Here is a 15,660-nt window from a genome sequence, read left to right as displayed (position 1 = left end):
ACGGGGGCGCTGGCTACCCGCGCAGCGGACCGGCAAACCCGCGGGTGAACCCGGCGTCCGATTCAGCCGCGCAGGGTGCGCAGGATGCGGGTCAGCTCGGCCCGGTCGGTGTCCGGAAGGTGCCCGAAGAAGCGGTCCGCCTCGGCACGGCGGGCGGCCCGGATGGCGGCGCTGATCCGGCTGCCCTCGGCGGTCAGCGCGACCAGCGTGGCTCGCCGGTCGGCCGGGTCGGGCCGCCGCTCGACGAGCCCTCGAGCCTGGAGGTCGTCGACGACCTCGGTGGCCGAGCGGGGTGCGATGCGCAGGTGTTCGGCGAGGGTGCCGGGGCGTACCTCGCCGTGGCGGCCGAGCACGCCGAGTGCCCGGGCCTGGCTGGGGGTGACGTCCCACGGGGCCAGCGCCTCGCGGGCCTGCCGGCGCAGACGGGACGCGACCGCCCAGAACGTCTCGGCCAGGCTCTCGTCGCCGCTCTCGGCGGTGTCCTCGGTCACCGGAATACGGTAGCAGCCGATGCTGTTGTTCCCTCATGTTGAGGTAACCTCAGCATATCCCCTTCGAAAGGAAACCCTCTTGGAACCCACCCCCATGGGCCGCGACCGCGGCCACCGCACGGTCAGCGCCGAGGAGAAGGAACAGGCCCGCCAGGTGTCCCTGGGACGCATCGGCCGCCTCTTCACCCCCCACCGACCCGCGCTGGTCGTCGTCACCGCGATCATCGTGCTCTCCTCGATCGTCTCGATGGCCAGCCCGTTCCTGCTGCGAACCGTGATCGACCGGGCGCTCCCGCAGCGTGACGTGACCCTGCTGGTCTGGCTGGTGCTCGGCATGGTCGCCGTCGCCGCCGTGACCGCCGCGCTCGGCGTCGTCCAGACCTGGATCTCCACCCAGGTCGGGCAGCAGGTCATGCACCGGCTCCGCACCGACGTGTTCGGCCACCTCCAGCGGCAGTCGCTGGGCTTCTTCACCCGCACCCGTACCGGCGAAGTGCAGTCGCGCATCACCAACGACATCGGCGGCATGCAGTCGGTGGTCACGTCCACCGCCACCGCCGTCGCGGCCAACCTCACCACCGTGGTCGCCACCGCCGTCGCGATGGTCGCGCTCTCCTGGCAGCTCTCTCTGGTCTCGCTCGTGGTCCTTCCCCCGGCCGTCTGGCTGACCCGCCGGGTCGCCCGGATGCGCCGCGAGATCACCGCCCACCGCCAACGCGAACTCGCCGACCTCAACGTCACCGTGGAGGAAGGGCTGTCGATAAGCGGCGTCCAACTCGCCAAGACCCTGGGCACCGGCCCCGCCCTCATCGAGCGGTTCACCGCCTCCTCCGCGCGCCTGGTCGACCTGGAACTGCGCAGCGAGCTGGCCGGCCGCTGGCGGATGGCCTCGATGAGCATCATCTTCGCCGCCGTACCGGCCGTCATCTACCTCGCCGCCGGCCTGCCCGGCACCGCCGGCACGCTGAGCATCGGCACCCTGGTCGCCTTCACCGCCCTGCAGGGCGGCCTGTTCCGGCCGCTGATGGGCCTGCTCAACGTGGGCGTGTCGTTGACCGCGTCGCTGGCCCTGTTCGCCCGGATCTTCGAGTACCTCGACCTGCCGGTCGACGTGGCCGACCCGGCCGAACCGGTCCGCCTCGACCCGACCCGGGTCCGGGGTCACCTGCGCCTCGAGGACGTCACCTTCGGCTACCCGGGCAGTGACACCGCCGCCCTCGCCGGCATCACCCTCGACGTGCCGGCCGGCACCAGCCTCGCCCTCGTCGGCGAGACCGGCTCGGGCAAGAGCACCCTGGCCGGTCTGGTCAGCCGCCTGCACGACCCGACCGCCGGCCGGGTCACCATCGACGGCGTCGACCTGCGCGACCTGCGCTTGGCCGACCTGGCCGCGATCGTCGGCGTGGTCAGCCAGGAGACGTACCTGCTGCACACCACCATCCGGGAGAACCTGCGCTACGCCCGGCCGGACGCCATCGACGCCGAGATCGAGGCCGCCGCCCGTGCCGCCCAGATCCACGACCTCATCGCCGCGCTCCCCGACGGGTACGACACGATGGTCGGCTCCCGTGGACACCGGTTCTCCGGCGGCGAGAAACAACGGCTCGCCATCGCCCGTACGCTGCTGCGCGACCCGCGCATCCTGGTCCTCGACGAGGCCACCAGCGCGCTGGACACCGAGACCGAACGCGCCGTGCAGCGGGCCTTCGACGTGCTCGCCCAGGGCCGTACCACGATCACCATCGCGCACCGCCTCTCCACGATCCGCGACGCCGACCAGATCGCGGTGCTCGACCACGGCCGCATCGTGGAATCCGGCACCCACGACACCCTGCTGGGCAGCAACGGCCGCTACGCGACGCTGGCGGCCTGAGCTGAGGCGCACCTGACGCAGCTTCCCGGTGGACGCCTTCCCCCGCGAGGCCGGTCCTATTCGCGAATGGAGGCCGACGGCCGGGGCTGCAAGATTACGGACAGCGAATTGACCTTGCGGGAACTACGGTCCCGGCATGGCATCGTCAATCTCCAGAAGTCTCAGTCCGAAAGACGGTGCCGACACGGGGAGCGACCGTGCCAGCGAGGGGTCGGCGCTGCCCTCGGTGCCGAAAGACCTGGCCAGCCGAGAGCTGTGCTGCGCCATGCACCTGCGTCCGCCGCTGGCTGCGCACGTGTTGCTGCATTACAGCATCGACAACCCCAAGGCGTGGTGCCCTTCTTTCGGGGTGGACGCGGTTGCGGTGGTGCGGCACGCGCAGGCGGCCGATACTCATTGGCGCAAGCTTTACGACGCGGTCGCGATGACGCGTTATTCGTTGCTCGGTCTGCTCGCGATCGGCCTCTTCCTCCTGTGGCGCGACGGCCCGGTGACGGCGATGCTCTCGCTGCCTCTGATAGCTGTCGTGTGCGGAGTCGGGTGGCGCACGACGTTCCTCAGTCTCCAGGAGACCCGCGCGTCGGCGATCGGCACCATGGTGGAGGGAAAGGCTCTGGCCGCCCAGGTGCCAGAGGTCGAATCCGACCTGGAAGAGGAGCTTGCCGCCCTGCAGGACGCCAACATGATCGTCTTCGAGGGGGCCGCGGGCAGCCCGTTCGTCGGCAGCGGCACCGAGATCGGCCGATGGGCCCTGCCACCCGTCGACGTCAGCCGTAGCCGGGACGAGGACGACACGAAACCACCGGCGACCTTCTCCATCCGAGAGCTGCACGACGATCTGTTGAGGCTCGCTCCGTCACGGCTCGGCCTGAGCGGCATCGAGGTGACCAAGCGGATCTATGTGCGGGGGGACGTGCTGCCGGATTGTGAGGGTCTGTTCCATCCCGACGAGGTACGCCCGCCCTCCCGGCTGGACCAGACCTGGGTCGACCTGGGCAGCGACGCGCCCGGGGAGCAGGCCAGGACGTACGTGTGCCTGGCCAAGAGCCTCGTCGGTGGCGAAATCGTCGTCACCCTCTTCGTCCGCTACACCCTCGAACAGGGCATTCTGTCCTGCGAGTTCGCCGCGTTCGTCCTGCCGCCCATCCTCCGCGGCTCAGCGCCCGCCACCGGGTTCTACGGGCTGTTCGACGATGATCTGACCCCGTTGCACGGGCGCTCCACCACCTGGGCCCTCGCGGTCGCGGCGTGGCGCACCTACGTTGCCGAGCTGTTCCTGCGCTCACACCGGGGCATCGATCTGGACGAGGCGCACGAGGATCGGACCCGGCATCACTACGAGGCACTCCAGGAGGGTCGACGCTACGACTACGGGGCGGCGTTCAGCCCTCGGGAGCTGGCGGCGACCACGAGCATCGAGAACTATTTCGAGGTCGCGGATGTGCGTGACTGTCTGTTGCGGATGCAACGAGGCGTGATCGATTGTTTGGTCGGTTTCCTGCGGGACAAGGGAATCGACACGTCCGAGCTGGTCGCCGGACGACAGCGGATCATCAACAACATCACCAACATCGGGGAGGTGTCCGGCCGGGGGAACATCTTCGGGAACCACGGACGGGTGTCGAATGTCGACCGCGTTGACCAGTCGGACTGATCGCTTGTTGCTCTGCTTCTGTTCTGCGGATCCGGCTGGAAGGATGAGTAGGTGAGCCAGTTCAACTTCAGCGGTGACATCAGCGGCGAGGCGAACGTATTCGGCGACCACGCGCAGGTGCATAACCGGAGCAACGACTTCAGCCGAGGATCGGACCTCGCCGGGCTCGTCGCCGCCCTGATCGAGGAGATCGCGAAGCACCGGACGGAAGTCCGCGAGGCCGATCGGCTGACAGAGTTGGCGGGCGCGGCAGCGGTCTACGCCGCCGAGCCGCGACCCAACGTGGAGGGCATCCGCAGCCTGCTACCGGCTCTGCTGGCCGGTGCCGGAACGGTGACCGCCGTCGCCGATGCCGTTCTGCGCGTCTCCCAAGCCGTCAACAGTCTGTGATGCACGTGCGCGTTGACCGGGCGCCCGCAACTCCAGCCGCCCGAGCGCGCCGATCTCGGGCGGCAGCGTGTCGATCTCGTTGCCGTACAGGGACAACACCTCGAGGTCGATCCGCTCCAGCAGGTCGGCCGGAACCGACGTCCCGTACCGTCCGCCCGCGGCGGGTTGGCACGGCCCGCACCGGTACGGCAGCCTCGGCAGCGTGGGCACCTTCCTGACGCAACTTCCGGCGCTCCTCGGTGTGCTGGTCGGCACCCTGGGCACGATCCTCGCCACCTCACTCGCCGATCGTCAGCGCTGGCGGCGCAGCCAGAGCGTGCGCTGGGACGAGCGCCGCCTCGACGCGTACGTCGAGTTCGCGCACGCCCTCAAGGAGAGTCACGCGGTGGCGTTGCGGATGACGGCCCACCTGCGGCCCGGCTCGCACAGCCACCCCATCGACCGGGAGGAGGGCCTGGCCCGGCTCGCCGACTCGGACGCGCGGCGCACCATCGTCTGGGAGAACCTGCTGCTTCTCGGCGACGAGCCGACGGTGCTGGCCGCCGCGAACTGGCGCGACGCGATCTGGCGGCTGGAGCGGCTGGCCCGGGGGATCGTCGACGTTCCGGACGACATCGTGGCGCAACTGGACGCCGTCAACGAGGCCCGGGACGGCTACTACCGGGCGGCCCGGCGGAGCCTCGGCGTCCGGGGTGGTTCGGTGGAGCAGTCCGCCGCGCTACGTCAGGCACTCGCGAGCCGGACGCCCGAACCGGCTGAGAGCACCGTACGCGCCGACGACGTGTGACGAATCGAAACAGCGGATTGATCCGCGCCGGTTGACCTGGCCCGCTCGGCGGCGACGGGGTGACCCCTCCGCTGACCGCCCTCGTCGTGTATACGGATGGTGCTGATCGCTTCCGAAACGCCGGCGACTCGGCCCAAGTTGTCTGGGGCCGAGCGGCGCAGGTTCGCGATGACGACTCAATCACGTTAGCCGACGCATGAGTCGTCGTTGCCTGCTAAGCGCAGTGATTGCTTACGGACCAGCGTCTGTGGCAATGCGGGCACCATCGTTGCCGGACGACTGGAACGTCTTGCCCGCGTACGCGGCTGCCTCGTGTGCGAGGGCTTCCATGTTCTCGGGCTCGCGGGCGACGGCGAGGGCCGGTGAGCCGTGCAGTTCCCACAGGCCGGCCTCAACCCAGCAGAGCTGGCGGTATTTCTCCGGGGCCAGGGCCTGTGAGCCGAAATCCCAGCCGACGGCCGACACGGGTTTGCCGGCAAACTGTCGGCGCGCCCGCTCACGATAAGCGTCCCTGGTGACTGTCGCGGGGTGCAGGAACGACAGGTCGAATCCGTTCTCGGCGAGCCCGAACGCGGCAAGGCCGAAGAGCATGGTGCACTCGATGCCGTTCCTGGCGCAGTAGTCGGCGATGCGGGACGCTCCGTGCAGGGCTCCGGCATATGACAGCAGGTAGAGCCGGCGGACCGGGTGGAACCGCTGATACTCCCGCAGCGCCGCGATGATCGTGGCACCGGAGGCAACTGTGTCGCCGATCAGCAGCGTCGAACCGCCAGCGTCAAACCGCGCGTACGACACCTCGACGGTCGCGTCGTCGGAGGCGACGGCAACCCTGCTCGTGGAGACGAGATTCGCTGGCAGGTTCCGGCCCGCATCGAGGGCCACCGCCTCCGCCAGTTGGTATACCAGACCCTTGCTCAGGATGATCAGCTCAGTGAGGTCGGTGCCGTCGAGTTCGTCCCGGATGTGCCGGACGAACTCTCGGCTGCTGGCGAGGCAGGCCCGCCGGAACGGGAGGTCCGTCAGGTTGCGGTCGAACAGGAGCGACTCCAGGTGCTGGTTGTGCACCAGGTGGAGACCCGTCACCCCCGTTCTGCTGCCAATCGACTCGACGGCACTGGACCCGGTGTCCTCGATCATGCCGTCGTCGTGGGCATATGCGGCACTGCAGCGTTGATCCTCTCGAGTGCGACGAGCATTGGTGTGTCGATGTCGAGCACGTTCTTCTCGTACTCCTCCAACGCAGCTGATAGCCACGCGGGGCGAGGTTGAGTGGCCTTGGGTCGACGGGCCAGTGCGACGAGAGCCCGGCCGGCGGCAGCGAAGTCGTCAACCACGTGAGTGGCCAGTGCCGCCACGTGCGGGTGCACGTAGTCGGTCACCCGCACACCTCGGTATTCCAGGACGTCGCTGCGGTACTGCGAGTTACGGGGAGCGACGACGACCACCGGCGTTCCCAACGTGACCGCTGCCGCCATCTCTACACCGATGCCGATGCCACGGCGTACCCGCGCGTCGACGATGACTGCGGTCGCCACCATCACCTGGTACATGTCCCGGCCGAACTGGCCCAACGTGTTGCCCGCGTCGGGTATCGGATCGTCCGGATTGAGGAAGACGACCTCACACGCGGCCGCGCCACTGGCAACCTCCTTGCGCTCCACATCAGTCCAGCAGAGACGATGTTGGTCGCCCCCACCCTTGATGATCGATCCTGAACAGTAGACGGATACCAGCATCATCGTGCCCTTCGATCGGAGTCTGTCGGGTTCAACGTGACATCGAGCTTGTTGGCGACGACGGCCACCGTGGTGAGAGCCTGTTGGATGGTTGCCGCAGTCTCGAAGCGGGCTCGTCTTCGGCCCCGGATCACCGCTTCGCGAAGTCGGGCGCGAAGCACCGGATGCTGGGTGGCGGTGGCGACGATGCCGAATTCCGGTGTCGAGCGCAGGCGAAGCAACTCGGGCCAGTAGGCGCTGCGGTGGACGAAGTCGTAGATGCCGAGCCAGCGCAGGCCGAGGTCGAACGAGCGGGCAGACAACACACGGTCGGCGAGCGATGCCCTCATCTGACGGATGCCACAGGAGAAGTCGCCGAAGTCGAAGTCGGCGACGATGGCGGCGTCGAGGTCACGGAGGTAGCTGACCAGGTACTCGCGGGACAGGAACATGTCGATCCTGGCCTGTTCCTCGGCCCCCAGGGGCACCGGCACCGTCGCGCGGACGAATCGGCCGATGAACGCCTGCCCGTCGAGCCGTTCGGGCACCTCGTGCAGGCGCGTCTCGACGTCACCAGCTTTGCCGGGCCAGCGACGGGCGATACCTGCGAGCGTCGTGGCGAGTTCGCCCTGCGGCAGTAGGGCAGCGCCCCAGCTCTGGCCGATGTCGGCAGCAGTGTTCTGCGCGTAGCGAGGTCGCCAGACGAGGTCCTCGGTGAGGCTCCGGTATGGAGTCAGCTCGTACGGATTGCGGGTGTCACTTCGGTATTCGAGGGCCTTGTGCTCCACATACGAGTCGAGGCTGGCGATGTGTGAGGAATAGTGGATAACACCGCTGACCACCAGTGGCCTGATCTGGCCGAGGAAGATCGATAGGCTTGGCACCTCGAACAGGTACGAGGCGGGGAAAATCAGTTCCTCGTCGGTAGCGAGTAGGGCTAAACGGGTCGCGTGCAGCGCCTGAGCCAGATCCGTCTCGCTGAGGCCGGCCGCATCCGTGCGGCCATAACAGGACCTGATCTCCGGGTTCAGGTACTGCACGAAGATCGGCCGTGCCCGATCATATGTCAGCGGTGTGGCAAAGCGTTCCTCTGAATACAGGCTGAGCTGCTGCCCCACGACGTGTAGGTGCAGGTCCCGGCCAGCGACGTAGCCGTCACGTCGTGCGCTGACATCCTGCTGCGGGACGTTCACGTGTCACTCACGGAGATCGTTCGGGCCGGCCCACGGTGAGATCACGACCCGCGGTGTAGGAATCCCGTCCGGCGATCACATTCTGGTGAACCGTTGTCGATTGATCGACCCCGTCGCCAACAGCTCGCACCGCGCTGATCAGGTCCTTCAAGACGGCGGCGGGGTCCGGGTCCTGCTCAAGCCGGGACTGCAGGCGTCCCTCCCACCGGGCCGCTTCCAGGGCCAGCGCCGCGTCCCTGCGGTCTGGCGGGGCGGCCAACACCCGGTCACGTGTCTCTTCCAGAACCCGGTCCAGGTTGGCTACGGACTCAGTCTCGCCACGGCCGAGAATGCGTGTCACCTGGTCCTTGACGGTGAGCCAGGCGTCCGATGCCATGGCCTGGATCAAAGCCGCGCTGGCTGTCGCGACCAGGCCCGCTGCCGACAGGTCGTCCATGGATCACCGCATCTGTTGTGGTGGCACATTGGGGGGAGCCGGGCATCGCCAAGTATGCCAACGCCGAAATGCCTGTCAAGGACCGTTCGCGGTATCCGCGACAGATGCAGTCCCGACGGAGGCGCCGATCAAAATAGGCGATGCTCTCGATCTCGTCCAGCAAGAACCCGACAGGATCAATAGCCGCAGGTGGTGCGCCTGCATGCCTGGCAGCCACGGGACCTTGTTGCAGTGGCGAAATGCCGGAACTTCAGCGATGAGCCGTCATTGGCGGCAGCCAACCCGGTACTTAGTGTTATCCGTGCTTCACCCCCGGCGACGGCGAGCCGATTGGCGGACTGCGGATGGTTGTGAACACGCATCGAGCGAACTGCGAGAATGCCAAGAACCCAGGTTGCGAGTGCTCCGGCTGCGGTGGCTCGCTGCACGGTTGGGGTGGTTGGGCCGATCTCGCCGTCAAGCCCCCGGCCGCGCGCGAGGAGCGGCGACAAGTGCTGAGGGGAAAGCTGAGAAGGACCTCGGCGGGGACGCTGGGGTTCAACGCGAACAACCGGCAGCAGTCGGTCGACCTTGCACGTCTCGATCTTGCCGGCCACCTGTGGGACACCGACCCGCGCCCCACGCCCGATGGCAGTCGCCCGCGTGATTTCAAAGTCAACGAGTCGCCGTCGCTGGACTTCGACAACGCGCGGATGAACATCCTCGCCGACGAGGTCATGACCACGCCATGGAACGAGATCGAGGGCGGCATCGACGCCCTCGTCGGCAACAAGCAGACCGCCAGAGAGATCAAGAAGGGTCTGGCCTGGCACGGCTGGTGCAGCATGCTGGTGGCGCTGATCCAAGTGATCGAGAAGGTCAACGAAGCCATCGGGCTGGTCGCCGACGTTGCCAAGCAGGCGCTGTCGAAGCGCTTTGACTCCGGCATCGCCAAGCAGCTGAAGGATGCGGTCGTCGACCTCGTCGTCGACAAGGTGTGGTCGGGACTGAGGCGGCTGCTGGACGCCCACTTCCCCCTCCTGGGCGCGGACCCCGTGCGCGCCCTCCGGATGCTGGCCGTGTTCGCCTGCCCGTCGGTCGAACAGCATCGGCGCGTCTACCAGCACGCACTCGTGCCGCTCATGGGCGACGCCAAAGGGCTCGTCGCGGAGGAGGTCAAAGCTCAGGTTGCCGCCCTGTTCACCGCCTGGTGGCGACGAAAGGGCCCAGCGACCGCCCAATGACACGCGATACCGAGGAGCACATCGGTGGCACCGCTCAACGAGCGTACCGCTGCCGGCGCCCCGACCCTCTCCGGGCCGGTGCAACGGGCGTGGCAGCAGGGCGAAGGCCGGTGAGCCGGACGAAGACTTCTCTTTTGTCGGTCGCTTCGCCTCGGTTGCTGATGATGTAGCCAGTCAGCCAGACCCAGCCCTGGTAGGTCGGCTCGTCGGACACCGAGACAACGCGGAGAGTCAGCGCGCGATCCCCGGCGAACTGCACCGACGCTCGGCCGTCGATCGCGAGCAGGTCGCCGGGGGAGGGGCGCGCGGTCACCAGTGGCCGGAGTTGGGTTGATCATGCGGCGGTCGGCACTCCCGGGCATGCATGGTCTGCCAGTCCCGCAGCGCCCGTCCGAGCCGGCCGTTCTCCTGACTGAGCAGCCGTACCGTCTCGTTCAGCGTGCTCAGCTCGTCGGCCACGCGGGCCTGGAACTCGCGTACCTCATCGGGGTCGACGCCGCACCGACGGGCGGCGAACTCGCGGGTCCGCACCTCGTACGGCGTCAGCCGGGCGGGGTAGCCGGCCGGCTGGGGTTGGCTTCCTCGATACACCTGAGACACGGCGCTCCTCTCTGTGGGCAGGTGGGGTCGGGGCGGGCGCACGCACCCGCCCCGACCGAGGGGAATGAGCCGCACTCGTTGCCACGCGAGGACCGGCTCGCGCTTAAACATATATGCCTAAGTGAGCCATCGCAACGCTTAGTTGTCTGGCCAGTGCGTGTCGTGATCAAATTGGCGTGCCACGCGAGGAGTGCCATGCCACAGACACCGGACTACATCCGGATCTCGGAAGAGATCATTGGGGACCTGCGCAGCGGGAAGGTCAAGCCGGGGGACAAGTTGCCCTCAATAGCTGACATGTCCGACCGCTTCGACGTCAGCTCGTCCACCATCCAGATGGTCTACGTCCGTCTGGAAGCGCTGCGCGTGATCCGGCGGCACCAGGGCAAGGGCATCTTCGTGACCGACCCGAAGACCTGGATGCGCGAGCCGTCCCCTTGATCGTTGGTCGCTGGGCGACATGGCACGCCGAGGGGTTTGCTGCTGAGCAGCCAACGATCATTGCCCATGAGGCGCGGACCCGGCATTGACACGCGTCGCTGGGCATCCCATGGTCGATGGATCTATCCCTCCGTCGAAGGGCCACAGGATGCTCAGCAGCGAACACCGGTACGTCATCGTCGGGGCGGGGCCCGCCGGCCTGCAACTGAGCTACTACCTGCACCAGCAGGGCGCCGACTACCTGACCCTGGAGAAGGGTGACGAGCCCGGCGGCTTCTTCCGGCGGTTTCCGCGCCACCGGCGGCTCATCTCGCTGAACAAGGTGCACACCGACAGCACCGATCCGGAGATCCGTCTGCGGTGGGACTGGAACTCGCTGCTCAACGACTCGCCGGACCTGCTGTTTCCCCGCTTCAGTCAGGAGTACCTGCCGGCGGCCGACGACCTGGTGCGCTACCTCGCCGAGTTCCAGCGGGTGCACCAGCTCAACATCCGGTTCGGCACGACCGTCGAGCGGATCACGCGGACCGGCGACGGCTTCACCGTCGAGACCGACCAGGGCGAGGTCCGCGCGCGCTGCCTGGTGGTCGCGACCGGCTGGGGCCGGCCCTTCGTGCCGGCGATCAAGGGCATCGAGCATGCCATCGGGTACGAGGACATGGTCGTCGACCCCACGGAGTACGCCGGCCAGCGCGTCCTGATCATCGGTAAGGGCAACTCCGCGTTCGAGACGGCGTCGGCGATCCTCGGTCAGGCGTCGATGGTGCACCTCGCCAGCCGGCAGCCGCTGCGCCTCGCCTGGAACACCAAGCATCCCGGGGACGTGCGCGGCCAGTACGGCGCGATCCTCGACAGTTACCAGTTCAAGACCCTGCACTCGGTGCTGGACTGCACGATCGACGAGATCCGGCCGGTCGACGGCCGGTTCCGGGTGTCGATCACGTACACGCACGCCGAGGGGGAGACCGCCGAGCTGGACTACCACCGGGTGCTGCGCTGCACCGGTTTCCGGATGGACACCAGCGTGTTCGACGAGTCGGCCCGACCGGACCTGGTGCGTGACGGCCGGATGCCCGGGTTGCGCCCGGACTGGCAGTCCAGCAATGTGGACGACCTGTACTTCGCCGGCACCATCGCCCAGGCCCGGGACGTCAAGCACGCGTCGTCGCCGTTCATCGACGGCTTTCGGTACAACCTGCGTACCTTCACCCGGCTGCTGCGCGAGCGGTACGACGGCGTGCCGCTGTCGTACACGACGACGCCGGCCGACCCGGTGTCGCTGACCAAGCTGATGCTGGACCGGGTCAACTGGTCGTCGGCGTTGTGGACGCAGTTCGAGTACCTGTGCGACGCCTTCGTCCGCGACGACGCCACCGGCGACCTGCGCCACTACGAGGACCTGCCGGAGGACTACGCCGTGGAGCGGTTCGCCGGGTCGTCGCAGTGGTACACGCTCGCCCTGCGGTGGGGACGCGACGACTACGGTGACGTCTTCGCCATCGACCGGCATCCGACCCCCGACCGGGCCCGGGAGAGCGCCTTCATCCACCCGGTGATCCGGCGCTACCGGGGCACGGAACTCGTGGCCGAGCAGCACCTGCTGGAGGACCTGCTGGCCGACTGGCGACGCCCGGACCGGCACGTCGAGCCGCTGGTCGAGTTCCTGACCGGGGACCTCACCAGCGCACCATGATCTCGTCGAGGGGCTTGCGGGTCAGGTCGGGGACGTGGGCGTCCGGGGTGGGGTAGCCGACGGGCATGACCAGGTACGGGCGTTCCTCCGGCGGGCGCTCGCACACCTCGTTGAGAAAGCGCATCGGGCTGGGCGTGTGCGTCAGGGTGACCAGGCCGGCGTGGTGCAGCGCGGTGATCAGCAGCCCGACCGCGATGCCGACGGACTCCTTGACGTAGTACGGCTTCGGACTGTGTGGCCCCTGGTGCACCTCGAACACGACGATGACGGCGGGCGCGGTCTCCAGGAACGGCTTCTGCCAGTCGGTGCCGAGGCCGGCGATCGCGTCCAGCCACTCGGCCGAGGCGCGGCGGTCGTAGAAGGCCCGCTCCTCGGCCTCGGCCGCCTCGCGCAGCCGGCGCTTGCGGGCCGGATCGGTCAGTACGACGAACCGCCAGGGCTGCACGTTCGCGCCGCTGGGCGCGGTCGACGCCGCCCGGATCGCGGCTTCGATCACCCCGTCGGGCAGGGGGTCACTGGCGAAGTCCCGCACCGATCGGCGCTGCGCCATCCGCTGCGCGAACGCCTCCGCCTCCCGCACCATCTCCGCCGGTGGCCGACGGTGGTGCGGGACGGGGACCCTGGATACCAGGTCTGTGTCGTTCACCTGTGGCCTCCCACGCTGTGCCGGTCGCCGGTGCGTCCAGCATCGCGGAGGCGGGGGTGACCTGTCGTTACGCAGACGTGCCCTCTTGGCCCGCGAGCACCTCGGGCGCGGTCCGGCCGGCGATCTCGTCGACCACGTCGGAGAGTCGCCCCCGCACCGCCCGGGCGGCCCGCTGACGGGTCGCGCCGTCGCCGTCGGTGGCGAGCCACGCCAACCAGGCCCGCACCCGCTCGCGGTCACCCGCCTCGTCGAGCGCCGGTCCGGCGCGGTCGACCAGGCGCTCGGCGAGGGTCGCCGCAGGGAGCAGCCGGCCGGTGGTGACGTCCACGCCGTGCCCGCCCATCCCGTCGCGGGCGGCCCGCCAGTACGCGAGCCGCATCAGCTCGGGCACCAGCTCCGGCCCTTCGTCACCCCGGTCGACGGCCTCCCCGGCTACCACCACCAGGGCCCGCACCAGGGCCGCGAGGGCCGCGGACTCGGCAGCGGCCAGGGGTACGTCGGCCACCCGTACCTCGATCGTCGGATGGTTCGTGGACAGCCGCAGATCCCAGAAGATGGTGCCGGAGTCGACGATCGCGCCCGCCTCCAGCAGCGTGTCGACGTGGTCGTCGTACTCCCGGGCCGACGTGAGGTACGGCGGCGGCCCGGCCACCGGCCAGCGCCCCCAGGTCACGCTGCGCCAACTCGCGTAGCCGGTGTCACGCTGCGCCCAGTAGGGCGAGTTGGCGGTCAGGGCGATGAACACCGGCAGGTGTTCGCGCAGGTGGTTGCCGATCAGGACGGCCCGGTCCCGGTCGGGCTGCTCGACGTGCACGTGTACGGCGCAGATCGCCAGCTCGTCGTGCAGCCCCCGGAAGGTGGCGTTGCCCCGGTCCTGTCGGGGGCCCTCGGTCATCGGCGGCGGGACGGCGTGGCCCAGCACCGGCGAGCCGCTGGCGATCACCCGCAGACCCGCCGAGCGGGCCGCGCTCTGCACGGCGGCGCGGCCCTCGGCGAGTTGCGCGGCGAGATCGTCGACGTGCCGGCACGGGTCGGTGCGGGTCTCGATCTGCAACTTGGTGATCTCGCCGCCGACCCGCGCGCCGAGCGCCGGGCGGGCGCCGTCCACCACGGTGGACGCCTCCGGTACGACCTCACCCCGGTCGGCGTCCACGACGAGGAACTCCTCCTCGACGCCGACCGGGGTGAGGGCTGATCCCGAGCGCTGTCGCGTCGTCACAGGCATGCCGACCTCTCACTGCCGGTCACCCGCCGGCGATGAGAACGTTACGGGATGTCGCCGACGAGATACGGTCCTACTCTGTCCATCGTGGACAGTCTTTCGATGAGCCCGGCCAGCAGGGCCGTGCGTTCGGGCATCCGGTCCAGGCAGACGTACTCGTCGGCGGCGTGTGCCCCGCCGCCGACCGCGCCCAGACCGTCCAACGTCGGTACGCCCAGCGCGGCGGTGAAGTTCCCGTCGGACGCGCCGGCCGCGTACGCCCCGCCCAGCCGCGGTAGGCGCAGCCGGCGGGCGATCGACTGCGCCAGGTCCAACAGGGGAAGTGCCAGCTCCGCCGGCATCGGGTAGCGGTTGATGCCGCCCTGCACGGCGAGTGTCGCCTCGGGCAGGTACGGGACGAGCCCTCGGATGGCGTGGTCGACGCGTTCCAACTCGTCCCGGGTCCAGGCCCGCACGTCGACCGCCAGGCTGGCCCGCTCGGGCACCGTGTTCGTCGTGGTGCCGGCGGAGAGCAGCGTCGGCGTGACGGAGGTGCCGCCGCTGTCCGCCGCGCCGATCGTGCCCAGCGAGAGAACCTGGTGGGCGACCTCGACCGTGGCGTTGACCCCGCGCTGCGGCTCCACACCGGCATGGGCCGCCCGACCCGAGACGGTGAGGCGGTAGACCGAGCCGCCCTTGCGGGCCACCTTCAGGTCCCCGTCCGGGGTGGCCGCCTCGCAGACCAGCACCGCGCCCGAGCGCCGCGCCTCGCGCTCGATCAGCGCCCGCGAGGTGCCGGACCCGCTCTCCTCGTCGCAGGTCAGCAGCACCCCGACCGGCGAGGTGTCGGCCACCAGGCGCAGCGCCGTGAACATCTGCACGATGCCCGCCTTCATGTCGCACACGCCGGGGCCCGTCGCGACGTCCCCGTGGACGGTGAACGGCCGGGACCGGATGGTGCCGATCGGGAAGACGGTGTCGAAGTGGCCGAGCAGCAGCACGCGCTGATCGACGGCCGGCCACAGCAGGTGCGGCAGCCCGTCGATCAGCACGCGCTGGGCGGGTCGGCCGAGCACCTCCTCGCCCCAACCGGCGAGAAGATCGGCGCAGGACGCGAGGTGGGGCAGCGAGCCCGGCGCCGACTCGTGGGCGACGAGGGTGCTCAGCCGGTCGACCATGTCGGTGTGGAGCCGCGTCGCGCCGTCGAGCAGAGCATGTGGGTGGTCCATCGATCCCTCCAACCGCACGGTCGACGGGCCTCATCGGTCGTGCCCACCGACCATCGCAGGGGGATCGGGACGCGGTCACCCGTGTCCG

General features: G+C 69.0%; 16 protein-coding genes. 7 read left to right on the top strand and 9 right to left on the bottom strand.

The genetic code is table 11. The features are described 5' to 3' along the window. Positions 1–62: 62 nt before the first annotated feature. Positions 63–491, bottom strand: a complete 429-nt coding sequence (locus tag ACN263_RS15460) for a MarR family winged helix-turn-helix transcriptional regulator (RefSeq protein ID WP_422740514.1) — start codon at positions 489–491, stop codon at positions 63–65. A gap of 94 nt (positions 492–585) precedes the next feature. On the opposite strand from ACN263_RS15460, the gene ACN263_RS15455 reads away from it, so the two are divergent. From ACN263_RS15455 to ACN263_RS15440, 4 genes are all read left to right on the top strand, one after another. Then, positions 586–2,364 carry an ABC transporter ATP-binding protein gene (locus ACN263_RS15455; RefSeq protein WP_422740716.1) on the top strand — a complete coding sequence of 593 codons (1,779 nt, stop codon included), beginning with the start codon at positions 586–588 and terminating at the stop codon, positions 2,362–2,364. A gap of 136 nt (positions 2,365–2,500) precedes the next feature. Further along, complete coding sequence (locus ACN263_RS15450) at positions 2,501–4,018, top strand: hypothetical protein (RefSeq protein WP_422740513.1); 1,518 nt, start codon at positions 2,501–2,503, stop codon at positions 4,016–4,018. Between the two features lie 51 nt (positions 4,019–4,069). Beyond that, positions 4,070–4,408 (top strand): hypothetical protein, encoded by a 339-nt coding sequence (locus tag ACN263_RS15445; RefSeq protein WP_422740512.1) that lies wholly within the window; start codon positions 4,070–4,072, stop codon positions 4,406–4,408. A 202-nt stretch (positions 4,409–4,610) separates the two neighbouring features. Beyond that, positions 4,611–5,195 carry a hypothetical protein gene (locus ACN263_RS15440; RefSeq protein WP_422740511.1) on the top strand — a complete coding sequence of 195 codons (585 nt, stop codon included), beginning with the start codon at positions 4,611–4,613 and terminating at the stop codon, positions 5,193–5,195. Positions 5,196–5,426: 231 nt separating this feature from the next. On the opposite strand, the gene ACN263_RS15435 is transcribed toward ACN263_RS15440, so the two are convergent. Genes ACN263_RS15435 through ACN263_RS15420 form a run of 4 tightly spaced genes read right to left on the bottom strand, consistent with a single transcriptional unit; the run spans position 5,427 to position 8,539 of the window. After that, entirely contained in the window at positions 5,427–6,332 is a 906-nt protein-coding gene (locus ACN263_RS15435; RefSeq protein ID WP_422740510.1) for a hypothetical protein, read from the bottom strand. Next, positions 6,329–6,934 (bottom strand): hypothetical protein, encoded by a 606-nt coding sequence (locus ACN263_RS15430; RefSeq protein WP_422740509.1) that lies wholly within the window; start codon positions 6,932–6,934, stop codon positions 6,329–6,331. Before ACN263_RS15430 ends, ACN263_RS15435 begins: the two co-directional genes overlap by 4 nt. Beyond that, on the bottom strand, positions 6,931–8,103 hold the full coding sequence (locus tag ACN263_RS15425; protein WP_422740508.1) for a hypothetical protein: 1,173 nt from the start codon (positions 8,101–8,103) through the stop codon (positions 6,931–6,933). Before ACN263_RS15425 ends, ACN263_RS15430 begins: the two co-directional genes overlap by 4 nt. Positions 8,104–8,110: 7 nt before the next feature. Continuing rightward, a complete protein-coding gene (locus ACN263_RS15420; RefSeq protein WP_422740507.1) occupies positions 8,111–8,539 on the bottom strand; it encodes a hypothetical protein in 429 nt (142 codons plus the stop codon). 344 nt (positions 8,540–8,883) lie between these two features. Between ACN263_RS15420 and ACN263_RS15415 the strand changes: the two genes are divergently transcribed. Continuing rightward, positions 8,884–9,762: a hypothetical protein gene (locus tag ACN263_RS15415; RefSeq protein ID WP_422740506.1), complete on the top strand. Its 879-nt coding sequence runs from the start codon at positions 8,884–8,886 to the stop codon at positions 9,760–9,762. A gap of 309 nt (positions 9,763–10,071) precedes the next feature. Here the strand turns inward: ACN263_RS15415 and ACN263_RS15410 are convergent, their stop codons facing one another. Next, positions 10,072–10,362: a DivIVA domain-containing protein gene (locus ACN263_RS15410; RefSeq protein ID WP_422740505.1), complete on the bottom strand. Its 291-nt coding sequence runs from the start codon at positions 10,360–10,362 to the stop codon at positions 10,072–10,074. Between the two features lie 195 nt (positions 10,363–10,557). On the opposite strand from ACN263_RS15410, the gene ACN263_RS15405 reads away from it, so the two are divergent. Further along, positions 10,558–10,803 (top strand): winged helix-turn-helix domain-containing protein, encoded by a 246-nt coding sequence (locus ACN263_RS15405; RefSeq protein WP_422740504.1) that lies wholly within the window; start codon positions 10,558–10,560, stop codon positions 10,801–10,803. A gap of 148 nt (positions 10,804–10,951) precedes the next feature. Next, positions 10,952–12,496 carry an NAD(P)-binding domain-containing protein gene (locus ACN263_RS15400; protein WP_422740503.1) on the top strand — a complete coding sequence of 515 codons (1,545 nt, stop codon included), beginning with the start codon at positions 10,952–10,954 and terminating at the stop codon, positions 12,494–12,496. On the opposite strand, the gene ACN263_RS15395 is transcribed toward ACN263_RS15400, so the two are convergent. The 3 genes from ACN263_RS15395 to ACN263_RS15385 form a co-directional block, all read right to left on the bottom strand. Then, positions 12,480–13,079, bottom strand: a complete 600-nt coding sequence (locus ACN263_RS15395) for a nitroreductase family protein (RefSeq protein WP_422740715.1) — start codon at positions 13,077–13,079, stop codon at positions 12,480–12,482. The two genes, ACN263_RS15400 and ACN263_RS15395, sit on opposite strands and share 17 nt — an antisense overlap. 130 nt (positions 13,080–13,209) lie before the next feature. After that, positions 13,210–14,367 (bottom strand): carboxylate-amine ligase, encoded by a 1,158-nt coding sequence (locus ACN263_RS15390; RefSeq protein ID WP_422740502.1) that lies wholly within the window; start codon positions 14,365–14,367, stop codon positions 13,210–13,212. A gap of 41 nt (positions 14,368–14,408) precedes the next feature. Continuing rightward, a complete protein-coding gene (locus ACN263_RS15385; protein ID WP_422740501.1) occupies positions 14,409–15,572 on the bottom strand; it encodes a M20/M25/M40 family metallo-hydrolase in 1,164 nt (387 codons plus the stop codon). Positions 15,573–15,660: the final 88 nt, after the last annotated feature.

The sequence above is a fragment of the Micromonospora sp. WMMD729 genome (assembly GCF_049315225.1).
Lineage (GTDB): Bacteria > Actinomycetota > Actinomycetes > Mycobacteriales > Micromonosporaceae > Micromonospora.
This window is presented reverse-complemented; position numbering and strand designations above follow the sequence as displayed.

Bases quoted from the DNA above. Each gene is read 5' to 3' on its own strand.
- ACN263_RS15455 (WP_422740716.1), top strand. From the start codon at position 586: ATGGGCCGCGACCGCGGCCACCGCACGGTCAGCGCCGAGGAGAAGGAA.
- ACN263_RS15450 (WP_422740513.1), top strand. From the start codon at position 2,501: ATGGCATCGTCAATCTCCAGAAGTCTCAGTCCGAAAGACGGTGCCGAC.
- ACN263_RS15435 (WP_422740510.1), bottom strand. From the start codon at position 6,332: ATGATCGAGGACACCGGGTCCAGTGCCGTCGAGTCGATTGGCAGCAGA.
- ACN263_RS15430 (WP_422740509.1), bottom strand. From the start codon at position 6,934: ATGATGCTGGTATCCGTCTACTGTTCAGGATCGATCATCAAGGGTGGG.
- ACN263_RS15420 (WP_422740507.1), bottom strand. From the start codon at position 8,539: ATGGACGACCTGTCGGCAGCGGGCCTGGTCGCGACAGCCAGCGCGGCT.
- ACN263_RS15415 (WP_422740506.1), top strand. From the start codon at position 8,884: ATGGTTGTGAACACGCATCGAGCGAACTGCGAGAATGCCAAGAACCCA.
- ACN263_RS15405 (WP_422740504.1), top strand. From the start codon at position 10,558: ATGCCACAGACACCGGACTACATCCGGATCTCGGAAGAGATCATTGGG.
- ACN263_RS15400 (WP_422740503.1), top strand. From the start codon at position 10,952: ATGCTCAGCAGCGAACACCGGTACGTCATCGTCGGGGCGGGGCCCGCC.
- ACN263_RS15395 (WP_422740715.1), bottom strand. From the start codon at position 13,079: ATGGTGCGGGAGGCGGAGGCGTTCGCGCAGCGGATGGCGCAGCGCCGA.
- ACN263_RS15390 (WP_422740502.1), bottom strand. From the start codon at position 14,367: ATGCCTGTGACGACGCGACAGCGCTCGGGATCAGCCCTCACCCCGGTC.
- ACN263_RS15385 (WP_422740501.1), bottom strand. From the start codon at position 15,572: ATGGACCACCCACATGCTCTGCTCGACGGCGCGACGCGGCTCCACACC.